We start from the raw sequence: 13,947 nt of genomic DNA, 5'->3' as shown, positions 1-13,947 counted from the left end.
GGTAGCGCCACCGACCTGAGAAGTGTCCCAGACCTGCCAGAGGGCGGCAATCCGCCCGGCCAGGGACTCGGCCGTCTCGCCCGCTTCGACCGGTGAGGAGACCGCGAGGGGTGGCCGCCGTGGACGACCACCCCTCGGTGCGGATCCGTCAGGACAACGTGCAGGCGGCGCCGTTGAGGGTGATCAGGTTCGGGTTGGGGTTCGGGCCGCCGGACGTGGCGCCGTTCAGCCCGAAGGTGACCGTGCCACCGGGGGCGATCCTCGCGTTCCACGACTCGTTCTTCGCGGTGACCGTGGCGCCCGACTGGGTGACCTTCGCCGACCAGTAGCCGCTCACCTTCTGGTCACCGACGAACGCCCACCGCAGGCTCCACCCGTTCACCGCCGCCGTGCCGGTGTTCCGCACCGTCACCTGGGTGGTGAAGCCGTCCGGCCAGCTGCCGTGGGTGGTGTACGCGACCGCGCAGGCCGGCGCCGGCACGGCCGCCGCGTCGCCCTGGTCGGCGAGGAACGACGCCAGCCAGGCCAGCGCGGAGTTCCAGTTGATCGCCACCTCGTTCGTCGCGTACGAGTTGATGTCGTCGACATAGCAGAACATGGGCGCGCAGCCGGCGAGCAGGTTGGCCGCGTACGGGTCCTGGAGGGCGGCGTTGGGGCCGCCGGCCAGCGAACCGGCCGGCGGGTTCGGCAGGTCCGGGTCGAGTTGGTGGGCGAAGATCCGGCTGTGCTGGTTGCGCGCGTGCTGCTCGCCCCAGCCGGTCACGTAGGACATGTTCAGCGCGTTGCGGCCGAGCAGGTAGTCGGCGCTCTGCACGGCCCCGTCCCGGTACTTCGCGTCCCGGCTCAGGTCGAACGCGGTGGCCAGCACGATCGCGTTGTTGACGAGGTTGCTGTTGCTGCCCCAGACGTACGCGTCGGCCCCGCCGGGCAGCGGCAGCCCGTACGCCTGGTCCCGCAGGGTGGCCAGGTAGCGATCGGCCGCGGCGGTCACCGAGGCGCGGATCCGGGTCCGCTCGGCGGCCGGCAGGCCGTTGGGCACGGTGGCCAGGTCGAGCCGGCCCAGCGCGGCCACGCTCTGCCAGCCGAAGGCCCCGCCGGTGGCGAAGACGTCGGCGGTGTGCAGCGGCGAGGCGGTGAGGTCGGTCAGGTACGCCGCCTCGCCGGTGGTCAGCCACAGCTCGACGGCCGCCCAGTAGAACTCGTCGGCCACGTTGGTGTCGTCGTACGCGCCGCCGCCGGTGCCGTCGGCCGCCGAGGCGTAGACCGCCGGGTGGGCCTTCGCCGCCGCGTACGCGCTCTTCGCGGCGGCGCCGCAGCGGGCCGCGAACGCGGCGTCGTACGGGGCGTAGAGGCGGGCGCACTGGGCGGCCACGGCAGCCAGGTTGAGCGTGGCGGCGGTGGACGGCGGGTGCAGCTCGCGGGGCTGCGGGTCGTCCTGCGGGGCGAGCGGCAACCCGGTCCAGTTCCGGTCGTGGATCTTGTGGTGGACCATCCCGGCCAGCGGTTGACCGGCCGGCACCTGCATGCGCAGCAGGAACTCCAGCTCCCAGCGGGCCTCGTCGAGGATGTCCGGGACCTGGTTGCCCCGCTCGGGCACCCGCAGGGTGGCGTCGCCCAGCGCCGCCCCGCCGTCGGCGCTCTCGGCGGTCCTGGTGCGTTCGAAGGCGTTGAGCAGCTGGTAGGTGGCGATGCCGCCGTTGACCACGTACTTGCCGTGGTCGCCGGCGTCGTACCAGCCGCCACGCACGTCGAGGGAGTAGTCGCAGACGCCGGGCTGGCAGGGCACGTCGGTGTCGCCCTGGTTGGGCGCCACGCCGAGGTGGCCGGCCGGGCGCGCGTAGCCGGCGCCGATCAGGTCGCCGTCGATCGGGGTGCCGCTGCGCTGGGCGTAGAAGAACTGGAGCGAGTCGGCGCGCAGCCGGTCGTAGCGGGTGCCGGAGATGTCGAACGGGTGGCTGGTCTCCCCGTCGACGACCAGCGTGTAGCCGGTGCCCGGGGTGCGGTACGCGGAGAAGTCGACGGTCTGCACCCGCTGCCCCGAGGCCGGGTCGACGCCGCGCGGGGTGGCGGTCCCGTGGGCCACCACGGTCCCGGCGGCCGAGCGCAGCTGCCAGGGCAGCGCCTCGGTGGCGGCGGTGACCACGGTCGCGTTCTTCGGCCCGCCGGGCAGGTAGCCCACCTGGTTGACCCGCACCCGCGGCCCGGTGTCCGGCTCGTACGGCGGGGCCGCCTCGCGGCCGCGCAGCGAGACGTCGTCCAGGCAGAACGTCTGCGCCTCGGCGCTCCCACCGACCTGAAAGATCAGTTGGGCTCCGGCGTTGTCGGCCGGGGCGGTGAACGTCGTGGTGACGTGCCGGGCGGCGGCGGTCGCGGTGGCGTCGACGCTCGCGTAAGTCGTGTAGGGGGCGCTGCCGAGCTGGAGCACCGCCCGGACGGCGGCCCCGGGGGTGGCGGAGACGTCGAAGGAGAGCTCGTACTCGGCGCCGGCGATCAGCGGCACGGCGTCCTGCCCGATGCCGGCGTCCCAGGGGTTCGCCAGGCCGCCGGCGACGGTGGTGCAGAGCCGGCCGTCGGTCACCCCGAGGTCGCCGGTGCCGTAGGAGAACCAGGGGGACGTGCCGGCGCTGAAGTCGCCGTTGCGCAGCTGTTCGGGGGCGTCCGGCGGCACCTCGGCGCGGGCCGGGCCGGCGGTGCCGCCGGTGAGCGCCAGGGTGGTGGCCGCGGCGAGGGCGGCGAGCCGACGTCGGGGTGGGGTCACGGAGGTTCCTTCCGTGCGCAGGGGGACGGGTCGGAGCTGGGAGCGCTCCCAATGTCAGGCAGATGTTTCCAGCGCGTTCCCCCGCTGTCAATCGATCCGGTCCGATGGCCCGCACCCCGCCGCGGACAGTGAGATTCGCCGCGCCACGTAGCATGGTCCTGATCTCCTAGAGACAACCGAGCCCAAGAACTGGCAGGCTGCGTCCCATGACCCTGAAGCTTCGTTCCGTCGGGGCGAGCGACCGTGGGCTGATCCGCAGTGGCAACCAGGACGCCCAGCACGCCGGCGAGTGGCTGGTCGCCGTCGCCGACGGCATGGGTGGCATGGCCGCCGGTGACCTGGCCAGCCGCATCGCGATGGACGCGTTCGAGCCGCTGGACGTGGAGACCCCCGAGGACGCGCTGGTCGCCGCCCTCCAGGGTGGCATCGAGCTGGCCACCTCGCGGATCCGGCAGGCGGTCGAGGAGGACCCGGAACGCCAGGGCATGGGCACCACCCTCACGGCGCTGCTGTTTTCCCGCACCGGCAGCTGCCTGGCGCTGGCCCACGTCGGCGACTCCCGGGCCTACCTGTTCCGGGAAGGTGTGCTGAAGCAGGTCACCCGGGACGACACCTTCGTGCAGATGCTGGTCGACCAGGGCGTGATCACCCCCGAGCAGGCGAGCAGCCACCCCCGCCGGGCCGTGGTGACGCAGGCGTTGCAGGGGGATGAGATCTCCCCGACCTACGCGACGATGGTGCCCTGGGCCGGCGACCGCTGGCTGCTGTGCAGCGACGGGCTCAGCAACGTGGTCCGCCCCGACACCCTCGCGGAGGTGCTCGGCGGCTACCCCGAGCGGGAGGCGTGCGCGGCCAAGCTGATCGACCTGGCTCTGCGTGCCGGCGGCCCGGACAACGTCACCGTGGTGATCGCCGACGTGGTCGAGGAGTAGGCGGGGTCAGCGGCGGCGCGGGCTGGCGCGGCGGGTCGGCTCGGCGCTGGTCGGGTCCTCCGGCCACGGGTGGCGGGGATAGCGCCCGCGCAGCTCCGCCCGCACCTGCGGGTAGCCGGTCCGCCAGAACGAGGCCAGGTCGGCGGTGACCGCGACCGGCCGGCCGGCGGGGGAGAGCAGGTGCAGCAGCACCGGCACCCGGCCGTCGGCGATCCGTGGGGCGGCCGGCCAGCCGAACGTCTCCTGGAGCTTCACCGCCAGCACCGGGGCGGCCGGGTCGGCGTAGTCCAGCCGGATCCGCGATCCGCTCGGCACCGGGAGCCGCTCCGGCGCCAGCTCGTCCAGCCGGGCCGCCTGCCGCCAGTCCAGCAGCCGGCGCAGCGCCGCCGCCACGTCGACCCGGGCCAGGTCGGCCCGGCGCCGCGCACGGGCCAGCTCCGGGCCCAGCCAGGTCGGCGCGGCGGCGAGCAGCGCGGCGTCGGAGACGTCCGGCCACTCGTCACCCAGCGCCTGCCGGCAGAAGGCCAGCCGCCGGCGCAGGGCCGTGGCGTCGGGCGTCCAGGTGAGCAGGGTCAGGCCTTCCTGGCGAAGGCCGGCGAGCACCGCCTCGGCGAGCCGCGCCCGATCGGGTGCGGCGAGGGGCCGGTCGACCAGCTCGATCGCGCCGAGCCGCACCACCTCCCGGGCCACCACGTCCCCGCCGGACCAGCCCACCTCGCGGTCGGCGCGCAGCAGCGGTCCGCCGGCCTCCCGGGCGGTCGCCTCGTCGACCGGGGTGGCCAGCCGGACCCGGGCGGTCGGCGCGCCGGGGGAGCGGTCGGCCACCGCGATCGCCAGCCACGCCGACCCCGCCAGCCCCGACCCGGCCGCCAGCTCCGCGGCGGTCCCGCCGGCCATCAGGTACGCGGACCCGCCGGCCCGCCGCGCCCGCGCCAACCGCTCCGGGTACGCCAGCCCCACCAGCAGCCCCGCGGCCAGGTCGTCGGGCAGGCGGTCGGGTCCTGAGCGCCCTGTCCGGTCGTCGGGCAGGTCCGGTCCGGAGCGCCCCGACCGCCCCGGGGTGCGGTCGTCGGGCAGGTCCGGTCCGGAGCGCCCCGACCGCCCTAGGCGCCCCGGGGTGCGGTCGTCGGGCAGGGCGGTGCGCAGGCGGCGTACCTCGGCGCGCCAGCGGGCGGTGGCGGCCGGGTCGGCCCCGGTGCGGAGCCGGCGCCACAGTGCCGTGAGGTCGTCCCCGGCGCCGCCCAGTGTCTCCTCGGCGAGCAGCGCCACCACCTCGGCGGCCCGGTCGGCGCCGACCCGCTGCGCGCCGTCGAGCAGCGCGCGGGCCAGCCGGGGATGCGCGCCGGCGGCGGCGATGGCCCGCCCGCGGGCGGTGATCCGGCCGTCCGCGTCGACCGCGCCGAGTGTGGTCAGCGTGTCGCGGGCGACGGCGAGCGCGGCGGGTGGTGGAGGATCGGGCAGCGCCAGGCCGGCGCCGTCCGGGGTGCCCCAGGCAGCCAGCTCCAGCGCGAACCCGGTCAGGTCGGCGGAGGCGATCTCCGGCTCGGGCTGCGGAGCGAGCCGGGCGTGGGTCGCCTCCGACCAGCACCGGTAGACGGCGCCCGGCGCCTCCCGCCCGGCCCGGCCGGCCCGCTGGGTGGCGGCCGCCCGGGACACCGGCACGGTGACCAGCGCGCCCAGCCCCCGGGCCAGGTCGGTGCGGGCCACCCGGCTCAGCCCGGCGTCCACGACGACGCGGACCCCGGGCACGGTCAGGCTGCTCTCCGCCACGGCGGTGGCCAGCACCACCCGGCGGCGACCGGGCAACGGGGTGAGCGCGGCGTCCTGCGCGGCGCCGGGCAGCCGGCCGTGCAGGGGCAGCACGGCGACGGCGTCGCGCAGGTCGGCCAGGCGGCCCGCGACGGCGGCGATCTCGCCGGCGCCGGGCAGGAAGACCAGCACGTCCCCGGCCCGCTCGCGCAGGGCCCGGCGCACCGTCGCCGCCACATGGTCCAGCAGCGCCGGGTCCACCCGCCCCGCGCCCGGGGCGGCGACCGGGCGGGGCGGCGGCGCCCAGATCCGGTCCACCGGGTGCAGGGCGGCCTCGGCCCGGACCACCGGCGCGGGGGCGTCCCCGCCGAGCAGCGCGGCGAACCGGTCGGCCTGGGGAGTGGCCGACATGGCCAGCAGCCGCAGGTCCGGCCGGAGCGTGCCGCGGGCCTCCACGGTGAACGCCAGCGCCAGGTCGGCGTCGAGCTGCCGCTCGTGGCACTCGTCGAGCAGCACGGCGCCGACGCCGGGCAGCTCCGGGTCGTGGTGCAGCCGGCGGACCAGCAGGCCGGTGGTGACCACCTCGACCCGGGTGCGCGGGCCGACCCGGCGCTCGCCGCGCACCGCGTACCCGATCCGCTCGCCGACCCGCTCGCCGAGCACGGCGGCCATCCGGTGCGCGGCGGCCCGGGCGGCCACCCGCCGGGGCTGGGCGATCACGACGCGGCCGGGAACCTCGTCGGCCACCGCGAGCGGCGCGAGGGTGGTCTTGCCGGTGCCGGGAGGCGCCACCAGGACCGCCGCGCCGGCCGCGTCCAGCGCCTCGACCAGCGCCGGCAGCACCGGCCGGACCGGCAGGTCCAGGGAGACGTGGGAAAGCACGGACCCACTCTCGCACCCCCGGCCGGGCGGCCGGCGCGGGGTCCTGTTCCCCTTCTCACATTGACCGTGACCGTTTCCTCGCGTGGAGTGACGGTCATGGCGATGATGGCGTACGACGAGGCCTCGGCCGCCGCCTTCGCGGCCACCCGGCACCTGCCGGCCGGCGGCCTGGCGAGCTGGCGCGCCGCGGTGTCCCGGCACCTGCCCGTCGGACCGGGCGACCGGGTGCTCGACGTGGGGGCGGGCACCGGCGAGTGGGCCGCCGCCTTCCGGGCCTGGTACGGCGTGGACGTGGTGGCGGTCGAGCCGGCGGCGGCGATGCGGGCCCGCTCGGCGTACCCGGGGATGGTGGCCGGGCGGGCGGAGGCGCTGCCCCTCGCGGCGGCCGGCCTGGACGGCGCGTGGCTCTCCACGGTGGTGCACCACCTGCCCGACCTGCCGGCGGTCGCCGCCGAGCTGCGCCGGGTGCTGCGGCCCGGCGCGCCGGTGCTGATCCGGTCGGTCTTCGCCGGCCGGGGCGGCGGCGTCACGCTGTTCCGCTGGTTCCCGGAGGCGCTGCGGGTCGTGGAGGGCTATCCGTCGGTGGCCGAGGTCTGCGCGGCGTTCGAGACGGCCGGGTTCGCCCCGGTGGCGCTGGAGCCGGTGCCGCAGGTCAGCGCCCGCTCGCTCCGGGCGGCGGCCGAGGGGCTGCGCCGCGCCGCGCACACCCCGCTGGTGCTGCTGGACGACGCCGACTACGACCGGGGCGTGCGCCGGCTGCGCGCGGCGGCGCTGCGGGCCCCGCACGCGCCGGTGGTCGACGCGCTGGACCTGCTGGTGCTGCGCTGAACACGGAACGGCCCGGCCGGCGCACCGCCGACCGGGCCCGAGTGGTCGTGAACGGTGACCGGGCCCGCCGACCCGGCCACCGCCGCCACCCCCTAGTACGTTCCGTCGAGCTGCCCGCGCAGCTTCGTGAGCGCCCGGGCCAGCAGCCGGGACACGTGCATCTGCGAGACGCCGATCTGCTCGGCGATCTGCGACTGGGTCAGGTTGCCGTAGAAGCGCAGCGTGAGGATCTTCTGCTCACGCTCGTCGAGCGTGGCCAGCGCCGGCCCGAGGGCGACGCGCAGCTCGGCCAGCTCGAACTCGCCGTCCTCGCCGCCGAGCATGTCGCCCAGCTCGGTGGCGCGGTCGCCGTCGCCGGTCGGGGTGGACAGCGACACCGCGTTGTAGGCGCGGGCGCCCTCCAGGCCCTCCAGGACCTCTTCCTCGGTGAGGTTGAGGTGGCCGGCGATGTCGGCGACCGTCGGCGAGCGGCCCAGGGTCTGGAGCAGCGTGCTGTTGGCGTCGGAGATGGCCAGCCGCAGCTCCTGGAGGCGGCGCGGCACCCGGATGTCCCAGGTGCGGTCGCGGAAGTGGCGCTTCAGCTCGCCGATGATGGTCGGGATGGCGTAGCCGGCGAAGTCGACGCCGCGGGACGGGTCGAACTTGTCGATCGCCTTGATCAGGCCGACGGCGGCGGTCTGCGCAAGGTCGTCGGTGGGCTCGCCGCGGCCGCTGTAGCGGTGGGCGAGGTGGTTGGCGAGAGGCAGCCAGGCCTCGATCGCCCGGTCGCGCAGCGCGGCGCGCGACGGGTGGTGGGCGGGGAGCGCCGCCATCGCGTTGAGCAGGTCCGCGGCGCTGTCGGTGAGCGCCCGCGGGTCGAGCTTCTCGGAGGTGGACGGCGTTGTCGTCGCCGGCTCGCTGATCGTGTGCGCGGTCATGGGTGGTCCTCCCTGCACCTCGTCCGCGAAACAAAAAGACGTGACGCTTTGGTTTAGCTTCAGTTTGGCCGTTCGGAAGCCACCTTAGCCTGATCGGCCGGAGGAAATCTAGCCGAAAGTACGATGTACTTATGCCGTGTCCAGGCATGAAGCGGCTGAAGCGGGGCAGAAACCCTCGGATGGCCGACCGGTGCGGCGGGGCGAGGCGGCCGGACCCGACTGACCGGACGGCCGATGGCCCGGGCCGACCGGTCAACGTGAAACCCGACAGTTGGCTCACACTGTCGCCTTTCCGTCGTTGTCCCGCAGACGGGACCGCCCGTAGCGTCCAGGTGTACACGTCTACGGAGGCACCGTGCTCGATCCCGCCGCTCCGCAACTCGTCGTCAACGCCCGGACCCTGCTGTTCAGCTGGCTCCCGGCGGACCCCGACGCGGTCGCGGCGCTCGTACCGGCCGGTCTCCGCCCGCGCCCGGACCGCCAGGTGTTCCTCTGCCAGTACGTCGTCGACGACGAGACGCAGACCTCCGGGTTCGGCGCGTACTCGCTGACCTTCCTCGGTGTCTCACTCGCGGACATGGACCCGCCCGACGGTGAGACGCCCGGTGGGTGGTGGACCCACTACCTCGCCTCCAGCTCGCGCGTCCGGCAGTACGCCTCGGCCCGGGGCGCTCCCGCCGTGCCCGGGGAGACCCTGGTCGACGTGCGGGGCGAGCGGCTCACCGCCGAGACGTGGGCCGACGGGCGGCCGCTCATCCAGGTGACCGCCGGGGTCGGGCACACCGGCACCGAGGCGCACAACGGCCACCACCGCTACCTCACCGCCCGCGACGGCGAGATGATCGTCGCGGACTACCCGTACGTGGCCGAGCCGGTGTCGCCGTTCGAGGTCGAGTCGGTGGAGTTCCTCGCCCCGGAACACCCGGTCTACGCGCTCCGGCCGGCCAACCCGCTGCAGGTCTGCTGGGGCTTCTACTCACCCCGGGTGTCGTTCGCGTACCCGGCCCGACCCAACGCCCTGGACGAGCCGCTGCCCACCGGCGAGCCGGTCGCGGCGGCTCACCAGGTGCCGGCGCGCCGGGCCCGCAGCGGCCTGCCGTCCGGGTCGTAGACCAGCCGGTACGCCGGCAGCGCCCAGAGCCGGGTGCGCCACGGCAGCCGCTCCGGCCGGTGCGGTCGCAGCCGCCCCGGCGGCCGGGGCCCGACCCGCCCGGACTCGTGCCACCGCTCCAGCTCCGCCGCCGCCGAGGTGATCGCCGCGACCGCGTCCGCCGGGTCGAGCAGGTCGTGGTCGTCCCCGCCGTCCGGGTCCCGGTCCAGGTGTTCCCGCCACAACCGCAGCCGCAGCTCCCGGGCGAACACCCGGGCGCCGTCGCCCAGGCCCGCCGGGTCGGTCGGGGCCCGCTCGTCCCGGGTGTCGTCCAGCACCGCGCAGGACAGCTCGCTGTCGTGGGTCCACGAGCGGCGGTTGAAGTTGTCGCTGCCCACGCTGGCCCACACGTCGTCCACCACGCAGACCTTCGCGTGCACGTAGACCGGGGTGCCCTCGTGGTTCTCCACGTCGAAGACGTGCACCCGGTCGGGGGCGGCCCGGTGGCAGAGCTCGAGGGCCTGCGAGCGGCCGACCATGTTCGGCGGCAGCGCCAACCGGCCGTCCACGTCGGGGTGCCGGGGCACGACGGCCATCAGGTGCAGCTCCGGCTGCTCGCGCAGCGCCCGGGCGAAGAGGTCGGCCACCTCGGTCGACCAGAGGTACTGGTCCTCCAGGTAGATCAACCGGCGGGCCCGGCGGACCGCCTTGGTGTAGCCGCGGGCCACCGTGCGCTCGCCGTCCGGGGCGAACGAGTAGCGCGGGCGCACGGCCGGGTAGGTGCGCAGCACCTGGACGTGGTGCGGCCCGCACGGCGGCGGGTCGGCGGGCTGGTCGGGCAGCGGGTCCGGGCTCAGGTCCGAGCCGCGCAGCCGGTCCCGCAGGTACGCCATCGGGTTCTCCGAGTCCAGCGGCATGGGGTCGGTCCACCGCTCCCGGAAGGTGGTGTCCAGCGCGCCGACCACCGGTCCGCGCAGCGCGAGCTGGACGTCGTGCCAGGGCGGGTGCGGGCCGTACCGCGGGGACATGGCGACCGCCTGCGGGTCGCCGCCGTGCGCCGCGTCGTCCCGCCGGCTGTGGCAGAGGTCGATCCCGCCGGCGAACGCGATGTCCCGCTCCGGGGCGCCGGGGTGGCGCAGCACCACCAGCTTCTGGTGGTGCGAGCCGCCCCGGCGGACCCGCTGGTCGAGCAGCACCTCCCCGCCGGCGGCGCGGATCACCTCGCTGAGGTCGCGGTTCTCCTCCTCGCTGTAGGAGAGGACGTCGAGGTGGGAGCGCCAGATCAGGCCCTTGACCACCACGCCGCGCTGGGCGGCCCGGGCGAACAGCTGCACCACCGTCGGGCCGTCCGGCCGCATCCGCTCGTCCGGGTCGCCGCGCCAGTCGGTGAAGAAGAGATGGTCACCGGCCTGGAGGTGATCCACCTCACTGACCAGCCGGTCGAAGTACGCGCCGCCGTGAATCAACGGCTCGACGAGGTTTCCGCTCGTCCAGACGGGTAACTCAGACCGTGGGTTGGCGCGTTCCTGTGCGGAGAGGAACCAGTCCCGCATCGCCACGTTCCAGCCCTCCGAGGTCGACATCGTCCTCACGGTAGGACCCCCGGCACGGCCCCGCACGCCGACCGTCCCCGGTCGGCCCGGTGCTCGCGTGGGGGTGCGCCGGACCCCTGGATCGCGAAACCGAGGAGGCCACAACATGCCCGCCGAGACGCCGAACACCGTGACCGAATACCGCGAGCAGGCGGTGGAGGGGGAACGGGGTGCGCTCGTGGCGGTCCTGTTGATGGTGATCCTCGGCGTTGCCGGGATCTTCGCCGTCTCCTGAGAACGGCGACGGGCGCCCCGGTGAACCGGGACGCCCGTCGCGCGGAGCGGGTCAGGGGCGGTCGCCCTCGCCGCCGCTGTGCGGCAGCCGCTCGGCCGGGATGACCCCGAGCCGGCCGGCCTGGTAGTCCTCGACCGCCTGGACCAGCTCGGCGCGGGTGTTCATCACGAACGGGCCGTAGTGCGCCACCGGCTCGCGGATCGGCTGGCCGCCCATGATGTAGAGCTCCAGCGCCGGGGTGTTGGCGTCCTGCCGCGCGTCCGCGGTGACCCGCAGCGCGTCGCCCGGCCCGTGCACGGCGAGCTGGCCGAGGTGGACCGGCCGCCGGTCGGTGCCCACCGTGCCCCGGCCGGCCAGCACGTAGACCAGCGCGTTGAAGTCCGGCCGCCAGGGCAGGTTCAGCTCGGCCCCGGGCTGGAGGGTCACGTGCGCGATGGTGATCGGGGTGTGGGTCGAACCGGGGCCCTGGTGCCCGGCGATCTCGCCGGCGATCACCCGGATCAGCGCGCCGCCGTCGGGCGTGGTCAGCAGCGCGGACTCCTTCCCGCGGATGTCCTGGTAGCGCGGCGGGTTCATCTTCGCCACACGGGGCAGGTTGACCCAGAGCTGGAGGCCGTGGAAGAGGCCGCCGCTCATCACCAGGTGCTCCGGCGGCGCCTCGATGTGCAGCAGGCCGCGACCCGCGGTCATCCACTGGGTGTCGCCGTCGGTGATGGTGCCGCCGCCGCCCTGCGAGTCCTGGTGGTCCATGATCCCGTCGATCATGTAGGTCACCGTCTCGAAGCCCCGGTGGGGGTGCCACGGGGTGCCCTTCGGCTCGCCCGGCGCGTAGTCCACCTCGCCCATCTGGTCGAGGTGGATGAACGGGTCCAGCTCGGTCATGGGGACCCCGGCGAAGGCCCGGCGGACCGGGAAGCCCTCGCCCTCGTAGCCGCTGGGCGCGGTGGCGAGCCGGCGGACCGGCCGGTAGGTGGTGGACTCGCCGAGCTGCGGCAGGCGGGGCAGGACGAGGACGTCGTCGACGGTGATCGCGGGCATCTCGGGTCTCCTTAGTTGTCGGCCGGGGTGGACGACGCGTCGCGGTCGGCGCGGAGGCGCCGGCCGAGCCGCTCGAAGACCCGGGTGAGGCAGGCGACCTCGGCGTCGTCGAGGTCGTCGATCAGGTGGGTGCGCGCGGAGCGCCGGTGGTGCGGCGCGGCCTCGCGCAGGGTCAGCAGCCCGGCGGCGGTGAGCACCGCCTCGCTGCCGCGCCGGTCGTCCGGGCACGACTCCCGGGCCACCAGGCCGCGCTTCTGCATCGAGGAGATCTGGTACGTCAGCCGGCTCGGCGAGAACACCAGCCGGCCGGCCAGCTCGCCCATCCGCAGCCGCTGGCCGGGCGCCTCGGAGAGCAGCACCAGCACGTGGTAGTCGGCGAAGCTCAGCTCGCTGTCGGCGCGCAGGTCGTCCTCGAGCTGGGTGAACAGCCGCTGGCTCGCTTCGATGTAGGCGCGCCAGCAGGCCAACCGCTCGGGGTCCAGGCTCTCCGTCATGGCTACGACAGTAGCACTACTTAAAATTTAAACAAATCCTCGTTCGCCGTGGTGAGCCGCGCAACAGCGCGGGCGCCGCGGCGGGAATTTTCGAATCTGAACCAGTGGGCCGGGCTAGGGTCGGAGGGTGGATGATCTCGACGTGCAGGACTGGCGTGAGCGGGTGGCCCGGCTCTACCTCTCCGACCTCGACCTGGAAGGCTTCCGGGCCGCCAGGGACGAGCTGTTCCGCAGCCACCCCAGCAGTCCCCTGCCGGCCGCCGACCGGCCCGGCTTCACCGGGCTGCGCTGGTTCCCACCCGACCCGTCGGCCGTTGTCGAGGCGCCCCTGCGCCCCGCCTCGGGCACCGAGAGCATCGACACCGGCGGGCCCGACGGGGTGGTGCGGTACCGGCGGGTGGCGGTCGCCGAGACGCCCTGGGGGCCGCTCACCCTGTGGTGGATCGAGGCGTACGGGGGCGGGCTGTTCCTCCCGGTGCGCGACGCCACCTGCGGCGCCGGGGCGTACGGGGGTGGGCGTTACCTCACCGACACGGTGAAGGGGACGTTCGGGCGCGGCCTGACCGTGCTGCCCGGCAACCGGGTCCGGCTCGACGCCAACTACCTCTACAACCCGAGCTGCGCCTACGACGACCGGTGGGCCTGCCCGCTGGCCCCGCCGGAGAACCGGGTCGACGTCCCGATCCGGGCCGGCGAGCGGGCGTACCACTGACCGCGGGACGCCCCGGCGCGACGGTGCGCCGGGGCGTCGGGGACCGACCGGTCAGCGGGCGGTGGTGCCGGTCGGGGTCAGGTGCATCCGGCCGAGCAGCTGCCGGGCCTGGTCGGCCACGTCCGCGTCCACGGTGACCGCGTACTGGCTGGCCCGCAGCGAACTGGCCGAGGTGAAGTCGCGCTGGCCCCCGGTCATGGCGTGGGCCACCGCGCCGAACACGGCGCCCCAGATCGCGCCGATCACCAGGCCCACCAGGATCACTGCGAGCCAGTTCCCCGCGGTGAAGATGCCGAAGAGCAACCCGATGAACAGGCCGAACCAGGCGCCGGTGCCCGCACCCAGCAGGGCGGCCCGGCCCGTGCTCAACCGGCCCAGCACGGTCTCGACCAGGGTGAGGTTCGTCCCCACGATCGCCGTGCGTTCCACCGGGAACCGGTTGTCGGCCAGATAGTCCACCACCCGCTGCGCGGACGGATAGTCCGGGTACGACCCGATCGTGACGGTCGGCGGACCGGCCTGCGGCCCGTGTCCGTCCCCGCTGGGCGGCGACGGGCGGCCGCTCGGACCGGACGGGAGGTTGTCGCTGCCCGGCATCCCGGGCCGCCAGGCGGCGGTCGGACTCGAGGAACTGGTCATGAGCATCCTCCTTCGTCAACCCGCCGCGTTCCCACCCGCGTCGGGCGGTAACGCGCCCGTCCGGACCGATGGCGGCGCATG

12 protein-coding genes are annotated in these 13,947 nt (G+C 75.1%); 5 read left to right on the top strand and 7 right to left on the bottom strand.

Annotated features, from left to right (window positions below; all coding sequences use genetic code 11):
- Positions 1-148 precede the first annotated feature (148 nt).
- Positions 149-2,758, bottom strand: a complete 2,610-nt coding sequence (locus ABZS80_RS16205) for a glycoside hydrolase family 9 protein (RefSeq protein WP_355056480.1) — start codon at positions 2,756-2,758, stop codon at positions 149-151.
- Positions 2,759-2,964: 206 nt separating this feature from the next.
- Between ABZS80_RS16205 and ABZS80_RS16200 the strand changes: the two genes are divergently transcribed.
- Complete coding sequence (locus ABZS80_RS16200; RefSeq protein WP_355056478.1) at positions 2,965-3,690, top strand: protein phosphatase 2C domain-containing protein; 726 nt, start codon at positions 2,965-2,967, stop codon at positions 3,688-3,690.
- 6 nt (positions 3,691-3,696) lie between these two features.
- Here ABZS80_RS16200 and ABZS80_RS16195 read toward each other — a convergent pair whose 3' ends face one another.
- Positions 3,697-6,321, bottom strand: coding sequence for an ATP-dependent helicase C-terminal domain-containing protein (locus ABZS80_RS16195; RefSeq protein WP_355056477.1), 2,625 nt, complete (start codon positions 6,319-6,321; stop codon positions 3,697-3,699).
- A gap of 96 nt (positions 6,322-6,417) precedes the next feature.
- On the opposite strand from ABZS80_RS16195, the gene ABZS80_RS16190 reads away from it, so the two are divergent.
- On the top strand, positions 6,418-7,149 hold the full coding sequence (locus tag ABZS80_RS16190; RefSeq protein ID WP_355056475.1) for a methyltransferase domain-containing protein: 732 nt from the start codon (positions 6,418-6,420) through the stop codon (positions 7,147-7,149).
- A gap of 92 nt (positions 7,150-7,241) precedes the next feature.
- Here the strand turns inward: ABZS80_RS16190 and ABZS80_RS16185 are convergent, their stop codons facing one another.
- Positions 7,242-8,066, bottom strand: coding sequence for a SigB/SigF/SigG family RNA polymerase sigma factor (locus ABZS80_RS16185; RefSeq protein WP_151464546.1), 825 nt, complete (start codon positions 8,064-8,066; stop codon positions 7,242-7,244).
- 355 nt (positions 8,067-8,421) lie between these two features.
- Here ABZS80_RS16185 and ABZS80_RS16180 point away from each other — a divergent pair, with 355 nt between their 5' ends.
- Positions 8,422-9,177: a hypothetical protein gene (locus tag ABZS80_RS16180; protein ID WP_355056473.1), complete on the top strand. Its 756-nt coding sequence runs from the start codon at positions 8,422-8,424 to the stop codon at positions 9,175-9,177.
- On the opposite strand, the gene ABZS80_RS16175 is transcribed toward ABZS80_RS16180, so the two are convergent.
- Positions 9,126-10,715 (bottom strand): phospholipase D-like domain-containing protein, encoded by a 1,590-nt coding sequence (locus tag ABZS80_RS16175; protein ID WP_355056713.1) that lies wholly within the window; start codon positions 10,713-10,715, stop codon positions 9,126-9,128. The genes ABZS80_RS16180 and ABZS80_RS16175 overlap by 52 nt on opposite strands.
- A 139-nt stretch (positions 10,716-10,854) precedes the next feature.
- Here ABZS80_RS16175 and ABZS80_RS16170 point away from each other — a divergent pair, with 139 nt between their 5' ends.
- Positions 10,855-10,983, top strand: coding sequence for a hypothetical protein (locus tag ABZS80_RS16170; RefSeq protein ID WP_255474581.1), 129 nt, complete (start codon positions 10,855-10,857; stop codon positions 10,981-10,983).
- Positions 10,984-11,034: 51 nt separating this feature from the next.
- Here ABZS80_RS16170 and ABZS80_RS16165 read toward each other — a convergent pair whose 3' ends face one another.
- Positions 11,035-12,021 carry a pirin family protein gene (locus ABZS80_RS16165; protein ID WP_355056471.1) on the bottom strand — a complete coding sequence of 329 codons (987 nt, stop codon included), beginning with the start codon at positions 12,019-12,021 and terminating at the stop codon, positions 11,035-11,037.
- 11 nt (positions 12,022-12,032) lie between these two features.
- Positions 12,033-12,515 (bottom strand): MarR family transcriptional regulator, encoded by a 483-nt coding sequence (locus ABZS80_RS16160; RefSeq protein WP_151464543.1) that lies wholly within the window; start codon positions 12,513-12,515, stop codon positions 12,033-12,035.
- Between the two features lie 127 nt (positions 12,516-12,642).
- Between ABZS80_RS16160 and ABZS80_RS16155 the strand changes: the two genes are divergently transcribed.
- Positions 12,643-13,227, top strand: coding sequence for a DUF1684 domain-containing protein (locus ABZS80_RS16155; protein ID WP_355056468.1), 585 nt, complete (start codon positions 12,643-12,645; stop codon positions 13,225-13,227).
- A 51-nt stretch (positions 13,228-13,278) separates the two neighbouring features.
- On the opposite strand, the gene ABZS80_RS16150 is transcribed toward ABZS80_RS16155, so the two are convergent.
- A complete protein-coding gene (locus ABZS80_RS16150; protein ID WP_355056466.1) occupies positions 13,279-13,866 on the bottom strand; it encodes a general stress protein in 588 nt (195 codons plus the stop codon).
- Positions 13,867-13,947 lie beyond the last annotated feature (81 nt).

Source organism: Micromonospora sp. NPDC005305, assembly GCF_040607315.1.
Classification (GTDB): Bacteria; Actinomycetota; Actinomycetes; order Mycobacteriales; family Micromonosporaceae; genus Micromonospora.
The sequence above is the reverse complement of the archived record's forward strand: the minus strand, read 5'-3'. Positions and strand labels throughout refer to the sequence as shown.